Origin of the sequence: Nocardia sp. No.11 (assembly GCF_038752175.1) — a bacterium.
GTDB lineage: Bacteria > Actinomycetota > Actinomycetes > Mycobacteriales > Mycobacteriaceae > Nocardia > Nocardia canadensis.
In genome coordinates this window covers 1-18,063 of record NZ_JBCGFB010000121.1, presented here as the reverse complement: position 1 = coordinate 18,063, position 18,063 = coordinate 1, and the positions used below count along the sequence as shown (strand labels likewise).

Annotated in this window: 15 protein-coding genes and 2 pseudogenes; 8 read left to right on the top strand and 9 right to left on the bottom strand. The window is 70.9% G+C overall.

What is annotated here, in order from left to right:
- The 3 genes and pseudogenes from V8688_RS26265 to alaS form a co-directional block, all read right to left on the bottom strand.
- Positions 1 to 283: pseudogene (locus V8688_RS26265) on the bottom strand (aminodeoxychorismate lyase); the annotation flags it as partial.
- Complete coding sequence (gene ruvX / locus V8688_RS26260; RefSeq protein WP_218717165.1) at positions 280 to 843, bottom strand: Holliday junction resolvase RuvX; 564 nt, start codon at positions 841 to 843, stop codon at positions 280 to 282. The pseudogene V8688_RS26265 and the gene ruvX, both read right to left, overlap by 4 nt.
- Positions 843 to 3,506 (bottom strand): alanine--tRNA ligase, encoded by a 2,664-nt coding sequence (gene alaS / locus V8688_RS26255; RefSeq protein ID WP_316575334.1) that lies wholly within the window; start codon positions 3,504 to 3,506, stop codon positions 843 to 845. The genes ruvX and alaS overlap by 1 nt, the downstream gene beginning before the upstream one ends.
- 71 nt (positions 3,507 to 3,577) lie before the next feature.
- Here alaS and V8688_RS26250 point away from each other — a divergent pair, with 71 nt between their 5' ends.
- Together V8688_RS26250 and V8688_RS26245 are read left to right on the top strand one after the other, a co-directional pair.
- Positions 3,578 to 4,300, top strand: coding sequence for a WYL domain-containing protein (locus tag V8688_RS26250; RefSeq protein WP_342801912.1), 723 nt, complete (start codon positions 3,578 to 3,580; stop codon positions 4,298 to 4,300).
- Between the two features lie 54 nt (positions 4,301 to 4,354).
- Entirely contained in the window at positions 4,355 to 4,753 is a 399-nt protein-coding gene (locus V8688_RS26245) for a nuclear transport factor 2 family protein (protein ID WP_342801911.1), read from the top strand.
- 127 nt (positions 4,754 to 4,880) lie between these two features.
- On the opposite strand, the gene V8688_RS26240 is transcribed toward V8688_RS26245, so the two are convergent.
- Positions 4,881 to 6,257 carry a replication-associated recombination protein A gene (locus V8688_RS26240; RefSeq protein ID WP_218717197.1) on the bottom strand — a complete coding sequence of 459 codons (1,377 nt, stop codon included), beginning with the start codon at positions 6,255 to 6,257 and terminating at the stop codon, positions 4,881 to 4,883.
- Positions 6,258 to 6,343: 86 nt separating this feature from the next.
- Here V8688_RS26240 and V8688_RS26235 point away from each other — a divergent pair, with 86 nt between their 5' ends.
- The 3 genes from V8688_RS26235 (at position 6,344) to V8688_RS26225 (ending at position 9,745) form a co-directional block, all read left to right on the top strand.
- A complete protein-coding gene (locus tag V8688_RS26235) occupies positions 6,344 to 8,020 on the top strand; it encodes an alkaline phosphatase D family protein (protein WP_342801910.1) in 1,677 nt (558 codons plus the stop codon).
- Between the two features lie 127 nt (positions 8,021 to 8,147).
- Positions 8,148 to 8,501: a YciI family protein gene (locus V8688_RS26230; RefSeq protein WP_218717170.1), complete on the top strand. Its 354-nt coding sequence runs from the start codon at positions 8,148 to 8,150 to the stop codon at positions 8,499 to 8,501.
- Complete coding sequence (locus V8688_RS26225; protein WP_342801909.1) at positions 8,498 to 9,745, top strand: sigma-70 family RNA polymerase sigma factor; 1,248 nt, start codon at positions 8,498 to 8,500, stop codon at positions 9,743 to 9,745. Before V8688_RS26230 ends, V8688_RS26225 begins: the two co-directional genes overlap by 4 nt.
- A 101-nt stretch (positions 9,746 to 9,846) precedes the next feature.
- On the opposite strand, the gene V8688_RS26220 is transcribed toward V8688_RS26225, so the two are convergent.
- Both V8688_RS26220 and V8688_RS26215 read right to left on the bottom strand, forming a co-directional pair.
- Entirely contained in the window at positions 9,847 to 10,665 is an 819-nt protein-coding gene (locus V8688_RS26220) for a siderophore-interacting protein (RefSeq protein ID WP_342801908.1), read from the bottom strand.
- Positions 10,666 to 10,741: 76 nt separating this feature from the next.
- Positions 10,742 to 11,911 carry a kinase gene (locus V8688_RS26215; protein WP_218717173.1) on the bottom strand — a complete coding sequence of 390 codons (1,170 nt, stop codon included), beginning with the start codon at positions 11,909 to 11,911 and terminating at the stop codon, positions 10,742 to 10,744.
- Positions 11,912 to 12,251: 340 nt separating this feature from the next.
- Between V8688_RS26215 and V8688_RS26210 the strand changes: the two genes are divergently transcribed.
- Positions 12,252 to 13,124 carry a hypothetical protein gene (locus V8688_RS26210; protein WP_342801907.1) on the top strand — a complete coding sequence of 291 codons (873 nt, stop codon included), beginning with the start codon at positions 12,252 to 12,254 and terminating at the stop codon, positions 13,122 to 13,124.
- A 9-nt stretch (positions 13,125 to 13,133) separates the two neighbouring features.
- Here V8688_RS26210 and V8688_RS26205 read toward each other — a convergent pair whose 3' ends face one another.
- Positions 13,134 to 14,102, bottom strand: a complete 969-nt coding sequence (locus V8688_RS26205; RefSeq protein WP_218717175.1) for a DUF389 domain-containing protein — start codon at positions 14,100 to 14,102, stop codon at positions 13,134 to 13,136.
- 76 nt (positions 14,103 to 14,178) lie between these two features.
- Complete coding sequence (gene aspS, locus V8688_RS26200; protein ID WP_218717176.1) at positions 14,179 to 15,990, bottom strand: aspartate--tRNA ligase; 1,812 nt, start codon at positions 15,988 to 15,990, stop codon at positions 14,179 to 14,181.
- Between the two features lie 183 nt (positions 15,991 to 16,173).
- On the opposite strand from aspS, the gene V8688_RS26195 reads away from it, so the two are divergent.
- Together V8688_RS26195 and V8688_RS26190 are read left to right on the top strand one after the other, a co-directional pair.
- Positions 16,174 to 17,100 carry a neutral zinc metallopeptidase gene (locus V8688_RS26195; protein ID WP_218717177.1) on the top strand — a complete coding sequence of 309 codons (927 nt, stop codon included), beginning with the start codon at positions 16,174 to 16,176 and terminating at the stop codon, positions 17,098 to 17,100.
- Between the two features lie 41 nt (positions 17,101 to 17,141).
- On the top strand, positions 17,142 to 17,642 hold the full coding sequence (locus V8688_RS26190) for a hypothetical protein (RefSeq protein WP_218717178.1): 501 nt from the start codon (positions 17,142 to 17,144) through the stop codon (positions 17,640 to 17,642).
- A gap of 70 nt (positions 17,643 to 17,712) precedes the next feature.
- Here V8688_RS26190 and V8688_RS26185 read toward each other — a convergent pair.
- Positions 17,713 to 18,063, bottom strand: a pseudogene (locus V8688_RS26185) (hypothetical protein); the annotation flags it as partial.

The following is an 18,063-nucleotide window of genomic DNA, read 5'->3' as shown; positions in this document are numbered from 1 at the left end:
TGCGTCCGCCCGCGCCGCGGCCTACCGGAGCGGCCCGCTGGCCGACCCGGCGCGGCGGAGCCACGGGCTCGGGCTCGGGTTCGGGCTCGGCGTCGTAGAGCTCGTCCTCGTAGCGCGGAATGACGTTGGTGTCGTCATCGTCGTCCCAGCCGGGCGGACCGGCCGGCTGCGGCTCCTCGCGCGCCTCGCGGGCGTCCAGGCCCCAGTCGTCGCGGCGGGGATAGCGCCGATCAGCTTCCCGCGCCCGGTAGCGTTCCTCGGCCCTGGCCCATCGGTCGGTCATGCATCGTCTCCGACCACGCTCGCGTCTGCTGCGTCCTTCAACACCGAACTCCGCTCGTCCAACCATCCTTGCAGAATCGACACGGCTGCCGCCTGATCGATCACCTGCCGCTGGCCACGTGCGCGAACTCCGCTGTCGCGCAGCGCACGTGCAGCAGACACCGTAGTCAAACGTTCGTCGGAAAGGCGTATCGGAATCGGGTCGATCACCCGGCGCAACTCCCGGGCAAACCGACGTGCGATACCCGCCGCCGTGCCGTTTTCACCGCGCAAGGTGCGGGGCAGCCCGATGATCACCTCGACGGCTTCGTACTCCCGCACAATATCGGCAATTCTCGAGATGTCGGCGGGCGGACCCGCCGCGCGCCCGCCGGACTTCGACGGCTTGGCGCGCGGCACGGTCTCCACCGGGGTCGCGAGAATTCCGTCGGGGTCGCTCGAGGCGACCCCGATCCGGACGCTGCCGACATCGATCGCGATCCGGCGGCCCCTACCGGGGTCGGTCGCCGGATCCGGTCGGTCGGCCGGTTCCTGTTCGGCTGGACCTGCGGTGGGTGGCATCAGCCGGCGAGTTCGGCCACCCGGGCACGGACCGCGGCCAGACCGGCCGGGATACCCGACGGATCCGAACCGGAGCCCTGCGCCATCTCCGGCTTGCCGCCGCCGCGACCGGCGATGCTCGGGCCGAAGCTGGCCACCAGGTCGCCCGCCTTGAAGCCCAGATCCTGGGCGGCCTTGTTGACCGACACCACGAACGGTGCCTTGCCGTCGGTGTTGCCGAGCAGCACGACCACCGCGGCCTCGCTGCCGAACCGGCCGCGGATATCGGTGGCCAGGGTGCGCAGGTCGCCCGCGGCGACGCCCTCGGGCGCGGCGGCGGCGACCAGCAACACCGAGCCGACCCGCTCGGCCTGCTCGACGAAGGTGCCCGCCGAGGACAGCACCGCGGCGACCTTGGTGCGCTCGAGCTCCTTCTCCGCCACCTTGAGCCGCTCCACGAGCTGCTCGACCCGACCGGGCACCTCGTCCGACGGCACCTTCAGCGCGGACGCGACACCGGCCAGCAGCGCGCGCTCCTTGGCCAGGTACTTGTAGGAATCCAGGCCGACGAACGCCTCGACGCGACGCACGCCGGAACCGACCGAGGACTCGCCCAGCACCGTGATCGGGCCGATCTGCGAGGAGTGCTCGACGTGCGTACCACCGCACAGCTCCATCGAGAACGGGCCGCCGATCTCCACGACGCGCACCTCGTCGCCGTAGTTCTCGCCGAAGAGGGCCATCGCGCCCATCTCCTTGGCCTTGGGCAGGTCGGTGACGAAAGTGTTCACCGGGAAGTCGGCGCCGACGGCATCGTTGGAGACGGCCTCGATGTCGGCCTTCTGCTGCTCCGACAGCGCACCCTGCCAGTTGAAGTCGAACCGCAGGTAGCCGGGCTTGTTCAGCGAACCGGCCTGCACGGCGTTGGGGCCGAGCACCTGCCGCAGCGCGGCGTGCACCATGTGTGTGCCGGAGTGGCCCTGGGTAGCGCCCCGGCGCCAGGCCGGATCGGCCTGCGCGAGCACGACATCGCCCTCGGTGATCTGCCCCTGCTCGACGGTGGCCTTGTGCACCCACAGCTTCTTGGCGATCTTCTGCACGTCGTTGATGCGCAGCTTCAGGCCCGAGGCGGTGATGGTGCCACGGTCGGCGATCTGACCACCCGACTCGGCGTACATCGGGCTGCGGTCGAGGATGACCTCGACGTCGGACCCGGCCTGGGCGACGGGCACCCGCACGCCGTCGGCGATCAGGGCCAGCACGTTGGCCTCGGAGGTGAGCTCGTCGAAGCCGGTGAACTCGGTGGCGCCGCGGTCGACCAGTTCCTTGTAGACGGTCAGGTCGGCGTGCGCGTGCTTGCGAGCCTGGGCGTCGTCCTTGGCGCGCTTGCGCTGCTCGGCCATGAGCGAGCGGAAGCCCTCCTCGTCCACCGACAGACCCGCCTCGGCGGCCATCTCGAGGGTGAGGTCGATCGGGAAGCCGTAGGTGTCGTGCAGCGCGAAGGCGTCCGAACCGGTGATCTGCTTGCCGCCCTTGGACTTCACCGCGGTGGCGGCGTTGTCGAAGAGGGTCTCGCCGGTGTTCAGGGTCTTCAGGAAGGCCGTCTCCTCGCCCACCGCGACGGTCTCGATGCGGGAGAAATCGGTGGCCAGCTCCGGGTAGGACGGCGACATCAGCTCGGAGACGATCTTCATCAGCTCGCCCATCACCGGCTTCTCGGCGCCGAGCAGGCGGGCCGAGCGCACGATGCGGCGCAGCAGCCGGCGCAGCACGTAGCCGCGGCCGTCGTTGCCGGGGTTCACGCCGTCGGCGATGAGCATCGCGGCGGTGCGGGCGTGGTCGGCGATGACGCGGAAGCGCACGTCGTCGGTGTGCTCGACACCGTAGGACCGGCCCGTGAGCTGCTCGGCCTTGTCGATGATGGGACGCATCAGGTCGGTCTCGTAGACGTTGTCCACGCCCTGGAGCAGGAACGCCACGCGCTCCACGCCCATGCCGGTGTCGATGTTCTGCTTGGGCAGCGGGCCGAGGATCTCGAAGTTGTCCTTGCCGATGCCGGCACCGCGCTCGTTCTGCATGAACACGAGATTCCAGATCTCGATGTAGCGGTCCTCGTCGGCCTCGGGGCCGCCCTCGACGCCGTACTCGGGGCCGCGGTCGTAGTAGATCTCCGAGCACGGACCACACGGGCCCGGAATGCCCATCGACCAGTAGTTGTCGGCCATACCGCGGCGCTGGATGCGGTCGGCGGGTACGCCCATCTCGAGCCACATCCGCTCGGCCTCGTCGTCGTCGAGGTAGACCGTCACCCACAGGCGCTCGGGATCGAAGCCGTAGCCGCCGTCCTCGACGCTGCTGGTGAGCAGTGTCCAGGCCAGGGTGATGGCCTCGCGCTTGAAGTAGTCACCGAAGCTGAAGTTGCCCGCCATCTGGAAGAAGGTGTTGTGGCGGGTGGTGATGCCGACGTTCTCGATGTCGAGGGTGCGCACGCACTTCTGCACGCTGGTCGCGGTGGCGTACGGCGGGGTCTGCTGACCGAGGAAATACGGCACGAACTGGACCATGCCTGCGTTGACGAACAGCAGGTTGGGGTCGGCCAGGATCAGCGAGGCGCTGGGCACCTCGGTGTGTCCGGCACGGACGAAATGGTCCAGGAAACGCCGTCTAATCTCGTGGGTCTGCACAGCTGTCCAGCTTACCGCCTGCAATCCACCGGTTTTGCGCCGGAGTCGGTGGTCTCGGCGACAATCCGAACGTGACCAAGACCGAGCGGCTCTACGCCCTCGCCGAAGAGCTGCGCGCCTACAGTCCGCGGCCGCGCACCGCACGTCAGCTGGCCGCCCGCTTCGAGGTGTCGACCCGCACGATCGAGCGCGATCTCGCCGCGCTGCAACAGTCGGGGCTGCCGATCCGGACCGTGCCGGGCCGCGCCGGCGGCTACGCCCTCGACCGGCACCGCACGCTCGCGCCGGTCAGCCTGACCGCGGCGGAGGCGACCGCGCTGGCCGTCGCGCTCCCCCGGCTGGCCGGGACACCGTTCGCGGCGGCCGCGCTGTCGGCGGTGCACAAGGTGGTGGCGGTGCTGCCCGAGCAGGACCGGCTGCGGGCCACGACGCTGGTAGAGCGGGTGCGGTTCTTCCCGGTCGCGCCCGCACCCGTCCTGTCGCCCGCGATCCTGGACGCCCTCCTCGGCGGGCGGGTGCTGCGGATCGAGTACCTGGATCGGCTGGGCGCGCCCACCGAGCGCGAGGTCGAGCCGCTCGCGTTCGTGGCGGGCCGCGAGCACTGGTTCCTCTACGCCTGGTGCCGGATGCGGTCGGGACTGCGCGGATTCCGGCTCGATCGCGTGGTGCGCGCGCAGGTGCTCGACGACGTGGCGATGGACCGGGGCATCGACCTGTCGACCATCCCGACCGGCGACGGGCGACTGATCGATGTGACCCCGATCACCGACACACCGTTGTCGCGGACGGACTGAATCCTGGACAGCGCGGGCCGTCACCGGGGCGGCCACCTCACCGGGGAGCAACCCATGACCACCACCGCACCGACCGTCGTCGACCAGCTCGCCGCCCGCTGGACCGCACTCTGGAACACCGACCCCGATCTCGCCCGGGCGCTGCTCACCGACGACTTCCAGCTCCGTTTCGCCGCCACCACCCGCGAGGCCACCGACGGGTTGCGCGGTCCCGCCGACGTGACCGCCTTCGTCACCGTATTCCGGGCACAGCGGCCGGACGTGCGCTTCGTCGTCGACTCGGCCGCGACCGGCACGCTCGATGCCGAAGGTTCCGGCACCTTCGCGGTCCGCTGGCATTCCGAGCGATCCGGGGAACCCGAGCACGGCGGCATCGACATGATGGAGGCCGTCGGGGGCAGGCTGCGCCGGATCTGGTCGGTCGGTGGGTCGGCGCCGTTCGCCGTCGACTGATCCGCCGGAGCCCGCCGCACGGGCACTTCGCCTGCCGGCGGACCGCGCCGTTCACCGTCGACACGATCCGGCCGGATACTCGTCCATCGGCGGATCGGCGCCGCTCGCTGTCGACGACGCGGCCGGGCTAGGTCCCCCGGACGATGCGGCGCAGTTTGGCGACGCGGGGGCCCACTTCGCGTTCGAAGCCGTGGTCGGTGGGCGCGTAGTAGTCGGTGCCGACCAGGTCGTCGGGTGGGTACTGCTGGGCGAGCACGCCGTCACGGGCGTCGTGCGGGAACTTGTAGCCCTGGGCGTTGCCCAGCGCGGCCGCGCCGGCGTAGTGGCCGTCGCGCAGGTGCGGGGGCACCGCGCCCGCCTTGCCCGCGGCGATGTCGGCCATGGCCGCGCCCAGCGCCGAGGTCACCGCGCCGGACTTGGGCGCGGTGGCGAGGTGGATGGTGGCCTGGGCCAGGGCCAGCTTGGCCTCGGGCAGGCCGACCAGCTGCACCACCTGGGCGGCGGCGGTGGCGGTCTGCAGGGCCATCGGATCGGCCATGCCGATGTCCTCGCTGGCATGGATCATCAGCCGGCGGGCGATGAAGCGGGGGTCCTCACCCGCGGTGAGCATGCGCGCCAGGTAGTGCAGGGCGGCGTCGACATCGGAACCGCGGATGGACTTGATGAACGCGCTGATCACGTCGTAGTGCTGATCGCCCGCCCGGTCGTAGCGGACGGCGGCCTTGTCGACGCTGGCCTCGACCAGTGCCACATCGACGACGCCGTCGAGCGAGGACTCGGCCGAGGCCTCCAGGGCGGTCAGCGCGCGGCGCGCGTCACCGCCGGCGATCCGGACGATGTGGTCGAGCGCGTCCTCGGCGACGGTGTACTGCCCATCGAGCCCGCGCGGGTCGGTGATCGCGCGGTCGAGGACCTGGCGGATGTCGTCGGGCGTGAGCGACTGCAGTTGCAACACCAGCGAGCGCGACAGCAGCGGCGACACCACCGAGAACGACGGGTTCTCGGTGGTCGCGCCGACGAGCAGCACGATCCGGTTCTCCACCGCCGCCAGCAGCGCGTCCTGCTGGGTCTTGGAGAAGCGGTGCACCTCGTCGATGAACAGGACGGTCTGTTCACCCACGGTCAGCCTGCGCCGCGCGACGTCGATGACGGCGCGGACCTCCTTGACGCCCGCCGACAGGGCCGACAGCGCCTCGAAACGGCGCCCGGTGGCCTGCGACAGCAGTGAGGCCAGGGTGGTCTTGCCGGTGCCCGGCGGGCCGTAGAGCAGCACCGACGCCGCCCCGGAGCCCTCGACCAGGCGGCGCAGCGGCGATCCCGGCCCGAGCAGGTGCTGCTGACCGATCACCTCATCGAGCGACCGCGGCCGCATCCGGACGGCCAGCGGCGCACCGGAATCGCGCCGGATCACCGCGTCGAGACCGTGCTCGGGCGCGGCGGGTTCTCCGGGCACGTCGAACAGGCTCTCGCTCACGTCCAGCAGGGTACCGAGGCGGTCGGACAGGTCCGGGACGGCGCAGGTGACCCGACACAAAATTGAACGATTGACCAACTTTACGAACAGGACTTGCGCGTCACCCCGTCGGTGGGATGAGATCGCTCCTCGTGGTCGAAAACAACGGCGTCATCACCTCCGCGACAGGGCAGTTCGCCCGGCGCACCCTGTTCAAAGGCGGGACGGCGGCGGCCGCGGCGGTGTTCGCGAGCACCGCGACGGCGCACGCGGCGGGCGCGGTGTTCCGCCACGGTGTCGCCTCCGGTGACCCGCTGCCCGGCGCGGTGATCCTGTGGACCCGGGTCAGCGTGGCCGAGGACGCGGTTCCCGGCTCCGGCCTCGGCGCCCCCGCGACGGTGCGCTGGGAGATCTCCGCGAACGAGTCCTTCGCCGGGATCGCCGCCTCCGGCACCGTGACCGCGACCGCCGACGCCGATCACACCGTCAAGGTCGACGCGACCGGCCTGGCGCCGGCCACCGACTACTACTACCGCTTCACCGCTCTCGGCGAGACCTCGCCGGTCGGGCGCACCCGCACCGCGCCCGCGACCGACAGCGAGGTCGACCGCCTGCGCCTCGGCCTGGTCTCCTGCTCGAACTGGGAAGCCGGCTGGTTCGGGTCCTACCGGCATCTGGCCGCCCGCACCGATCTGGACGCGGTGGTGCACCTGGGCGACTACATCTACGAATACGCCCGCGGCAAGTACACCGGCCGCAACGGCGCGGTGCGTGGACACGAGCCGGCGAACGAGATCGTCAGCCTGGCCGACTACCGGACCCGGCACGGCCAGTACAAGACCGACCCCGACCTGCTGGCCCTGCACGCGTCGGTGCCGTTCATCTGCACCTGGGACGACCACGAGTCGGCCGACAACTCCTGGCGCGAGGGCTCCGAGAACCACGACCCCGCCGTGCACGGTCCGTGGAGCGCCCGCCGGGCCGCCTCCGCGCAGGCCTACCTGGAGTGGATGCCGGTGCGCGCCGCTCGCACCGGCACCGAGGTGCAGATCTATCGCCGCCTGCGCTTCGGCACGCTGGCCGAACTGTCGATGCTGGACCTGCGCAGCTACCGCGACCACGAGGCAGGTCCCGGCGCGGGCTGGCGCCAGGCCGACGATCCGGCGCGCACCATCACCGGCCGCGCCCAGATGGACTGGCTGACCGCGGGTCTGAGCTCCTCACCCGCCCGCTGGAAGCTGATCGGCAACTCGGTGATGATCGCGCCGCTGGTGTTCCCGCCGCTCGAGCCCGCCACCACCCAGGCGATCACCGAGGCGATCGGCGTGCCCCAGGGCGGCCTGACCGTCAACGGGGACCAGTGGGACGGCTACACCGCCGACCGGCGCACCCTGTTCCGGACCATCGCCGAGGACAACGTGGCCGATGTCGTCTTCCTGACCGGTGACATCCACACCTCCTGGGCCGCCGACCTGCCGCTGGATGCCGCGAACTACCCGGGCGGACCGACGGTGGGCGCGGAGTTCGTCATCCCCTCGGTCACCTCCTCCAGCGTCGGCGACCTGCTGAAGGTGCCCGCCCGCACCGCGTCGGTGGCGGCCGAGGAGGCCATCAAGGCGGCCAACCATCACCTGCGCTACACCGAACTCGACTCGCACGGCTTCGGCGTGCTCGAGGTGACGCCCACCCAGACCCAGATGGACTGGTTCTACGTTCTCGACGTCACCGACCCGGCGACCGGTGTGCGCCACGGCGCCTCGTTCGCCGTGCCCGCGGGCGGCCGGGTGGAACCGCGGCCGAACCCGGTGGCCTGAGGGCGGTCACGCCTGGAGGAAATCGGCGCAGAATCTTCGGTGAGGCTGTCGATCGCGGCCGCTGCCGCTCGTCGGGTGAGTACGGCTACCCGACGAGCGGGCAGCCCTCATCCGAAGGAGCACCGTCATGAGCCAGTATCTGGTCCTGATCTACGGCGACGAAGCCGCCTACGCCGCCCTGTCCCCCACCGAACTCGACGACATGCTCGCCGCCCACCGCACCTTCCAGCAGCTCGCCGGTGACGCCAACCTCGGCGGCCAGGCCCTGCAGCCCACCGGCACCGCCACCTCGATCCGTCACACCGCCGACGGCGAGGTCGTCATCACCGACGGGCCGTTCGCGGAAGCCAAGGAAGCCCTCGGCGGCTACTACCTGCTGGAGGCCCCCGACCTGGACGCCGCGATCGCGATCGCCGCGCAGGTGCCCGCGCCGGAGGGCGGCGTCGAGGTCCGCCCGATCAAGGTCTTCCCGCAGCCGTGACCACGACGGCGGCCGCGGCCGTCGAGCAGGCGCACCGTCGCGAGTGGGCCTTCGTGCTCGCCGCGACGGTGCGGCTGGTCCGCGATTTCGACCTGGCCGAGGAGTGTGTGCAGGACGCCTACGCGACGGCGCTCACCGCGTGGGCCACCGATGGTGTCCCGGCCAAGCCCGGCGCCTGGCTGACGACGGTCGCCCGGCGCCGCGGTCTCGATCTGCTGCGCCGCGACAGCACGTTCCGGCGGGCGCTGCCCCGCCTCGTCGTCGACGAGCAGGTCGACGACACCGCCGACCTCGCCCTGGCCGAACTGGACGACCCCGCGATCCCCGACGATCGGCTGCGCCTGATCAGCACCTGCTGTCACCCGGCGCTGGCGCCCGAGGCCCAGATCGCGTTGACACTGCGGCTGGTCTGCGGCGTGACCACCGCCGAGGTGGCGCGGGCGTTCCTGGTCAGCGAGTCGACCATGGCCGCGCGGATCACCAGGGCCAAGCGCAAGATCGCGGTGGCGGCGATCCCGTACCGGGTGCCGTCGGTGCGCGAGCTGCCCCAGCGCCTCGATGCGATCTGCGCGGTCATCCATCTGCTGTTCACCACCGGCCACACCGCACCGGCGGGCGAGCAGCTGGTCCGCGCCGATCTCGTCGAGCGCGCACTCCAGCTCGCGCGGATGATGCGCGCGCTGGTCCCCGACGACCCGTCGGCCACCGGGCTGCTGGCGTTGATCCTGCTGACCGACGCGCGCCGGGCCGCGCGGGTGGACGCGGCGGGCGAGCTGCGCACCCTCGAGCACCAGGATCGCGCCCGCTGGGACCGCGCGGCGATCGCCGAGGGCATCGCCCTGGTGAAACAGGCGCTGCCGCACCTGGATCCGTACACGCTGCAAGCCGCGATCGCCGCCGTCCACGACGAGGCACCCAGCTGGGCCGAGACGGACTGGCCCGAGATCATCGGACTGTACCGGCTGCTCCTGCGGGTGTGGCCGTCACCGGTCGCCCAGCTCAACCACGCGATCGCGGTCGGCCTCGGCGGCGATCCGGAGCGGGCGCTCGCGCTGCTGCGGCCGCTCGGCGTGGAACCCGCCCTGGCGACCTACGGCTATCTCGATGCGGCCCGGGCGGCGTTCCTGGCCGAGGTGGGCCGGGTCGACGAGGCGGTCGCCGCCTACGAGGCAGCGCTGCTGCTCACCGATAACACGGTCGAGCGGGCGCATCTTCGGAGCAAGCTGGCAGCGCTGATCACCTGAGCGCGGGCCGACCCGCCGCGGAGCTGCGGCGCCCTGCTGTCTCGGCCGGGCGCCACGACGCGGGCAACCCCACCGCCGGTTCCGCAGGTGCGGCGCGCCGATCAGGCGCCTTCGGCGGCCAGCGCGCGCTTCCACTCGCGGAAGCCTTCCTCGGTGCGACCGCGCCGCCAATACCCGGAGACGGACAGCCATTTCGGCGCGACGCCGCGTTCCTTGCGCAGGTAGGGGCGCAGCTGCCGCATGACGGCCTCGGCCTCGCCGTGCACGAACGCCTGCACCTGGCCGGGCAGCCACTCGGCCGCACGGACCGCCGCCACCAGCGGAGCGTGCTCCCCGGCGAGATCGTCGGGAATCCGGTCCGAGGACACACCGCGATGCACCCAGTGCAGGCGCAGGTCGCCGGGAGAGCAGAGTTCGATCTCGTCCTCCGGGCCGCCCACCTCGACGAACACCTGCGCGGGCGCGCCGGCGGGCAGCGCCTCGACCGCGGCCGCGATGGCGGGCAAGGCCGACTCGTCACCGGCGAACAAGTACCAGTCGGCCGCCGGATCGGGCGCGAACGCGCCACCGGGTCCGGTCAATCGGAACCGCGCGCCCGGCTCGACCGAGCGCGCCCACGGACCCGCGATGCCCTCGTCGCCGTGCACCACGAAGTCGATGCTGATCTCGTGCCGCTCGGGAACGTAGGAGCGGACGGTGTAGGTGCGCAGCACCGGCTGACTCTCCGGGCCGAGTGTGGCGCGCACGGTGTCGAGATCGAACGGCTCGGGATACTCGACGCCGGGCGGGGCGAAGATCAGCTTCACATAGGCGTCGGTGAAGACACTCGGTGTGAATCCGTCGGCGGTGCCGACCACGCGCACCAGGTGCGGGGTCAACCACAGCTTGCGGACGACGGTGACGGTAACCGGTTTCGGCACTACTGCTCCCAACTCCTCGGACCCTCGCCGACGGTACTCCCGTCGGACCGGGACGTGGGGAGCCTGCGCCGCGCGGCTACTCCGACCAGCGCTCTTCCAGCATCGCCGACACCTGCTCGGCGAAGTCACCGACCGCGTCGTCGCCGGTGACGCGCGCGTCCTCGGCCAGCGCCGACCAGCGGTTGATCAGCGCCTCCGAACGCGGCACGGACAGACCGTGTTCGCGGGCGGTGGCGATGCGGGTGTGATCGGCGGGCAGGAACCAGTACGTCGACAGCCACACCCAGATCAGGCGGGCCTCGAGGATCCGCTCGGCGAGCACGGTGTCGTCGGCCAGCGACGGCCACACCCCGACCACGGCCGACCGCCAGGCCTCGACCATCTCCCTGGCGCGGCTGCGCGAGAGCTCGAAATCGCAGAGGCAGCCCGGGAAGGACACGAGCGCGTAGGCGATGTCGAGGGTGGCGTCGCGGAAACCGCCCCACTCGTAGTCGAGGAAGCGGGCGCCCTCGTCGTTCATGATGACGTTGTCGGGGCACAGATCCGACGGGCTGAACGCGCGGTACCGGCCGCCGGTGAACAGGCGATTGCCGTGCACGATCCGCTCGGCGATCTCGCCCGGCACCTCGATGCCGAGTTCGGCCTCGAGCAGCCCCGGCACATCGGCGATCGCGGCCTGGGCCTGCTGGGCGATCCCGTCGACGCGATGCACCGAGTCGACCCGGCGCATCAGCGCCACGAAGTCGGGCTCGCGGCCCACGGTCGCCGCGTGCATCCGGCCCAGCGCCTGCGCGAAGGCCATCAGCGCGTTGCGGGTGCCCGGCTCGGCGCGGGTCTGCAGCACGGAGGTGAGCAGCGCGTTGTCGCCCAGATCGGAGAGCACCAGCAACCGGTCGGGCACGCTGTGCGCGATCAGGTAGGCGCCGGGGCGCTGTTCGCGGCTGAGCGCGGTGGTGAACTGATAGGACACCGCCTCACGGAGGAATGCCGCATCGATGCTGGCGACTCCGGGCGCCATGCCACCGGTGCGGCGGTCCTGTGCGGAACCGCGCACCTGCTTCACGATCAGCGTGCGCGGCAACGAAAAAGCGTTCTCCGCAACACGCACGCGTAGGACTGTCGTCCTACCACTGCCACTGAGCTCCATCGGATCACTCAGCTTCACCGGAGCACCCATTCGCTTTGTGAGCAACTGTTGTGCTGCGGACACGACGTCGGCGGCGCGTTCGGCCAATAGTGCGGTCATCGCCTCTCAAGCTACTCGTACCTGGTCACTTCTAGCGAGCGGTTACACAACCTTTCCGCGTCGCTCGGCGTGTTGGCACCGTAGTTGCGCGAGTGTCACTGTTCGCTTGACACACCCGACTGTCGTCGGGTTTTCTCATCGTCAACTGCAGTGCGCCACACCGCAAACCGGTTGAGTCGAAAGGTCTACCACAGTGACCGACACGCCGTACGCCGCATCGAGCGATTCACCCGGTGGGCCCCCGGTTCCCGGAGGTGGCGGACAGTTCGCCGAGGGCACGGGCAGACACGAGGCGCCGGGTCGGGCGGGTGCCGCCGGACCGGGGCCGAGCAGGCATGGAATGGCCGGTGGCGCAGGCTATCCGCAATTCGAGGGTCCCGGCGCCGCGCAGTACGGCGAGGAGCCGCTCGAGCCGGCGCCGCCGATTGCCGGACCACCGCGATCCGCACAGCAGTACGGTCCGGCGGGCACCGGGCCCGGATACCCCACACCCCAGGCGAAGCCGGACAACCCGGGATACGCCGCCGCACCCGCACCCGGCGTGTCGGCCCCCGGCGGCGGGCAGACGCCGGGTTACTACCATTCGGGAGCACAAGCCCTCGATGTCGGCCGCTCGCTGAGCTACGGCTGGGAGCGTTTCCGCGCCAATCCGGGCCCGTGGCTCGGGGTCACCGCGGTCGGCGTGCTCATCTACCTGTCGTTCCTCGCGATCGTCCAGATCTTCGACCCCACCTCGCTGTTCACCGTGCTGTTCCTGTTCCTGGTGGTGCTGGTGGCGCTGTGGCTGCTGCAGGCGGTGATGATCCGCGGCGCGCTGTACGAAACGGACGGCTATCCCCCGGCTTTCGGGTCGTTCTTCCGATTCGTGAACGCGGGCAATGTCTTGTTGACGGCGTTGCTGGCGTTCGCGGCGACCCTGCTCGCCGCCTCGCTGTGCCTGCTGCCCGGCCTGGTCGTCGGCTTCCTGTGCATGTTCTCGATGCACTTCGTGATCGATCAGGACTACGGTCCGGTCGAGGCGATCAAGGCGAGCGCGCAGCTGGTGCTGGCCAATCTCTGGGCCGCGCTGCTGGTGGCGCTCACGGTCACCCTGGTGACCGTCGTCGGCGCGGCGGCATGCGGGCTCGGTCTGTTCATCGCCGGTCCGGTGTGCGCGATCGCGGTGACCTACGCCTACCGGATGCTCACGGCGGGACCGGTCGCCCGGATCTGAGCCGCGCGGTCAGTGGCTCAGCGGGGTGCTCATCCCGATGGCCCGCTTGAAGCGCTCGAACGGGCCGAGGTCGTCGCCGGCACGGGGACGCAGCTCGAGCACCAGCACGCCGGCCACGACGATGCCCAGCAGGTTCACCGCCAGCTGACCGACCGACTCGAACGCGCGATGCCACTGCCCGATCGTCGCGGCCACCACCGCGTAACCGGCGGCCGGCACGGTGGTGACCGAGATGAACACCCCGATCAGCGCGGCCGACTTCGCGGTCACCAGCGACAGCATGCCCGCCGCGCCCGCGAGCACGGCCACGACCAGCGAGAACGGCCCGACCTCGTAGATGAAGTCCACGTCGTGGGCATCGATGACCCCCTCGGTCGTCACCCAGCCGAGCTTCTCCCACAGCAGGGTGGCGAACAACGTGATCACCATCGCGACCGGGAACGCCACGGCCAGCGCGAGCACCGAGCGCCGGGCCAGCCGCCAGTTGCGGCGCACCAGGGCCACCGACAGCGCGGCCAGCGGCCCGAACTCCGGACCCACCACCATCGCGCCGACGATGGTGACCGGCGAGTTCGTCGCCACCCCGATGGAGGCCAGCAGGCAGGCGATGGTCAGGAACGCGACGAAGGTCGCGTTGAGCGATGACTCCTCGTGGGTCTCTTTGAGCAGTTGCTCCCAGACCACGGCGTCGCTCGGATCACCGGGCGCGGCCCGCACCGCCCGGTCGGCCGCGGCGGACAGCACCGCCTCGACGGGCCCGAGCGTGATACCGCCGGTCTGCTCGATGCCGAGCGCCTTGACGTCGGCGAGGACCTTGTTGGCGGCCTCGCGCGCCACGTCGGCCTGCACGAGATCACCGTGGGGCGCCACGGCGATCCCGCGCGCGACCGTGAGATGAGCGACGCCCGGGTCGGCTTCCAGCGCACGCACGAGCGCGTCGGTCTGCTCGGGCGGACTGATCACACGCAGATGCAGCACCGGGTGGCCCTTCTGGTCGATGCCGCCGTGACGGCGGGGAACTGACCAGAAGGTACCGGGCTACCGTCGGTGACCGCTATTTCTCGGCGGCAGCGGCTTTCGGCGCGTCGGTCTTGCCCTCGCCCTTGACCTCCGGCTTGGCGTCGATGCCCGCCTCCTTGCGCTGCTGCGCGGTGATCGGAGCGGGCGCGTCGGTGAGCGGGTCGACGCCGCCACCGGTCTTCGGGAACGCGATCACCTCGCGGATCGAGTCCTCCCCGGCCAGCAGCGCGGTGATGCGGTCCCAGCCGAAGGCGATGCCGCCGTGCGGCGGGGCGCCGTAGGCGAAGGCGTCGAGCAGGAAGCCGAACTTCTCCTGCGCCTCGTCGTGGCCGATGCCCATCACCTTGAACACGCGTTCCTGCACGTCGCGGCGGTGGATACGAATCGAACCGCCACCGATCTCGTTGCCGTTGCAGACGATGTCGTAGGCGTAGGCCAGCGCCGAGCCCGGGTCGGTGTCGAAGGTGTCGATCGACTCCGGCTTGGGCGAGGTGAAGGCGTGGTGCACGGCGGTCCAGGCCGAGTAGCCCAGCGCCACATCGCCGCTGGCGGTGGCGTCGGCGGTCGGCTCGAACATCGGCGCGTCGACGATCCAGACGAACGCCCAGGCGTTCGGGTCGATGAGGTCGCACTTGCGGGCGATCTCGCCGCGCGCGGCACCCAGCAGCGCCCGGCTCGACTTGGTCGTGCCGGCGGCGAAGAACACGCAGTCGCCCGGCTCGGCACCGACCTGCTTGGCCAGCCCGTCGCGCTCGGCGTCGGTCAGGTTCTTGGCGACCGGGCCGCCCAGGCTGCCGTCCTCGTTGATCAGGATGTAGGCCAGCCCCTTGGCGCCGCGCTGCTTGGCCCACTCCTGCCAGGCGTCGAGCTGACGCCGCGGCTGGCTCGCGCCACCCGGCATGACGACCGCGCCGACGTACTCGGACTGGAACACCCGGAACGGGGTGTCCTTGAAGTAGTCGGTGAGCTCGGTGATCTCGACGCCGAAGCGCAGGTCCGGCTTGTCCGAACCGAAGCGGCGCATCGCCTCGGCGTAGGTCATGTGCGGGATCGGGGTGGTGATGTCGTGGCCGACCAGCTTCCACAGCGCGACCAGGATGTCCTCGGCCAGCAGGATCACGTCCTCCTGGCGCACGAAGCTCATCTCGATGTCGAGCTGGGTGAACTCGGGCTGACGGTCGGCGCGGAAGTCCTCGTCGCGGTAGCAGCGCGCGATCTGGAAGTAGCGCTCGATGCCGCCGACCATGAGCAGCTGCTTGAACAGCTGCGGGCTCTGCGGCAGGGCGTAGAAGCTACCCGGCTGCAGGCGCGCTGGCACCAGGAAGTCGCGGGCGCCCTCGGGGGTCGAGCGGGTCAGCGTGGGGGTCTCCACCTCGATGAACTCGTGGCGGGCCAGCACCTCGCGCGCGGCGGCGTTGACCTTGGAGCGCAGCCGGATGGCGTGGCCCGGGCCCTCCCGGCGCAGGTCGAGGTAGCGGTACTTGAGGCGGGCCTCGTCGCCGGGGGTCTCGTCGAGCTGGAACGGCAGCGGCGCGCTCTCGTTGAGCACGACCAGTTCCTTGACGTCGACCTCGATCTGCCCGGTCGGCAGCTCCGGGTTCTCGTTGCCGTCGGGACGCTGCTCCACCACACCGGTGACCTGCACGCAGTACTCCGCGCGGAGCTTGTGGGCCTGCTCGGCCGCCTCGCCCTCGCGGAAGACCACCTGCGCGACGCCCGAGGCGTCGCGCAGATCGATGAAGGTCACACCACCGTGGTCACGACGCCGGGCCACCCAGCCGGTGAGGGTGACGGTCTGACCGGCGTGCTCGCTTCGCAGCGAACCAGCCAAGTGGGTGCGCAGCACGGTATTCCTTTCGACAGACTTCCTGGGGACTCCCCGCCATCGTAGTGAGACACGATCCCCGAGTGGAAACCGATATCTCGGTCGTCGTGTCAAGCTTGTGACGCATGCCCGCCGTGAGCCGCGTCCGGGGCGGTGAATCGTGCTGCAGGACAGCTGGACATCCGAGCGAAGGCGAGTACCGCGATGACCTTCAACGAAGGTATGCAGATCGATCCCGGCCGGGCATCCTCCGGCGGCGGCCCCGGCATGGGCGGCAAGCTCGCCGTGGGTGGCGGCGCGGGCGGTCTGATCCTGCTGGTGATCACGTTGCTCCTGGGCGGCGACCCGGGCTCGGTACTCGGCAGCTTCACCGGCGCGCAGGACACCCAGCAGAGCCAGCCGGGCACCGCGGGTACCCCGGCGCACTGCAAGACCGGCGCCGACGCCAACAAGTACGTCGACTGCCGGGTGGTCGCGACCGCGCAGAGCCTGGACGGGGTGTGGTCGCAGGAGCTGCCCCGGCAGACCGGTCAGCGCTACGTGGAGCCGAAGCTGGTGCTGTTCTCCGGCGCGGTGTCGACCGGCTGCGGCAACGCCACCAGTGACGTCGGCCCCTTCTACTGCCCCGCCGACCAGACCGCCTACTTCGACACCGCGTTCTTCCAGGAGCTCACCGACCGTTTCGGCGCCAGCGCCGGACCACTGGCCCAGGAGTACGTGGTGGCCCACGAGGTCGGCCACCACATCCAGAACCAGCTCGGCGACATCGGCCGCGCCCAGCGCGACCCGCAGGGCGCCCAGTCCGGCGCGGTCCGCACCGAGCTGCAGGCCGACTGCTACGCCGGCATCTGGGCCCATTACGCGGACAAGCAGCCCGCGCCGGGCAGCAGCCAGCCGTTCTTGAAGCCGCTGTCGGACAACGACATCCGCGACGCCCTCTCGGCGGCCAACGCCGTCGGCGACGACCGGATCCAGCGCTCGGCCGGGCGCGGGGTCAACCCGGAGTCGTGGACGCACGGCTCGTCCGAGCAGCGCCAGAAATGGTTCCTCACCGGCTACAAGACCGGCTCGGTCAAGTCGTGCGACACCTATTCCGCCGGTGACCTCAACAACCCGCCCGGGCTACGCTGACCCCCAACGAGATACCGCCACATCGTCTTTCGAGGGGAATCATGCGCCTGACCATGACCGGACTGCTCGTCTGCGCGCTCGCACTGCCCGGTGCGAGCGCGATCGCCCAGGCCGAGCCCGCGCCGCTACCCCTGGTCAGCGTGACCTCGATTCCCGACGGCTGGTCCCAGCGCACCGATCTGCGGCCGGTGCTGCAGGTCTTCGCCGACGGCAAGGCGGTGCACTCGCCCGACGCGGTGAGCAAGGACCGCAAGCCCGAGACCGCGGCCAAGCGGGTCGACGGCACCGTGCCCGAGGACGTGCTCGCGGCCGCGCGCGAGGAGATCACCGCGCTGCGGGAGATCGACTTCGGCATCCCGGCCGGTGAGGGCAAGGGCACCACGATCATCGATCTGATGCCCGACGATGTCGACGGCGAGACCCACCTCGTCGTCTACTCCCCCGATGCGTCCGACGGGCTCAACGACGACCAGAAGGCCGCGCGCAAGCGCTTCACCGACCTCTACAAGAAGCTGGTGGATTCCTTCAAGGAGAAGCGCTGAGCCACCGCGCGACGACCGTGCCCCCGACTCCGGGTCGGGGGCACGGTCGTCTTCGTCCGAGATCCGGTGTCTAGAACCGGTCTTCGTCGACGTCGCGTTCGTCCTCGTGGACGGCGCCGATGACCTCGGGCGTGGATTCGCCGAGCGGGCCGGTGAGGTCGTCGTTGCCGGTGCGGCTCTGGTAGGGCTGCACGGTACGGCCGTGTTCCTCGTCGTTGTTGCCCTTGCCGCCCGCGCCCGCGGCACCGCCGCCGCCCATGAAGCCGGAGCCGCTGGTGCCCGCGGTGGTGGTGGCGCCCAGGCCCGTATTGCCCAGGGCGGTGGACAGGACGCGCCCGGCAGGCATGGCCGACCCGGGAACGGCGGTGGTGGCCTTGGGCGTTCCCGCGCTCGGGGTGCCGCCGGTGCTGCCGCCGGAACC

What these genes read in the sequence shown, in the direction of transcription:
- ruvX (WP_218717165.1), bottom strand. Translation starts at nt 843, where the DNA reads ATGCCACCCACCGCAGGTCCAGCCGAACAGGAACCGGCCGACCGACCG.
- V8688_RS26245 (WP_342801911.1), top strand. Translation starts at nt 4,355, where the DNA reads ATGACCACCACCGCACCGACCGTCGTCGACCAGCTCGCCGCCCGCTGG.
- V8688_RS26235 (WP_342801910.1), top strand. Translation starts at nt 6,344, where the DNA reads ATGAGATCGCTCCTCGTGGTCGAAAACAACGGCGTCATCACCTCCGCG.
- V8688_RS26230 (WP_218717170.1), top strand. Translation starts at nt 8,148, where the DNA reads ATGAGCCAGTATCTGGTCCTGATCTACGGCGACGAAGCCGCCTACGCC.
- V8688_RS26215 (WP_218717173.1), bottom strand. Translation starts at nt 11,911, where the DNA reads ATGACCGCACTATTGGCCGAACGCGCCGCCGACGTCGTGTCCGCAGCA.
- V8688_RS26210 (WP_342801907.1), top strand. Translation starts at nt 12,252, where the DNA reads ATGGCCGGTGGCGCAGGCTATCCGCAATTCGAGGGTCCCGGCGCCGCG.
- V8688_RS26195 (WP_218717177.1), top strand. Translation starts at nt 16,174, where the DNA reads ATGACCTTCAACGAAGGTATGCAGATCGATCCCGGCCGGGCATCCTCC.
- V8688_RS26190 (WP_218717178.1), top strand. Translation starts at nt 17,142, where the DNA reads ATGCGCCTGACCATGACCGGACTGCTCGTCTGCGCGCTCGCACTGCCC.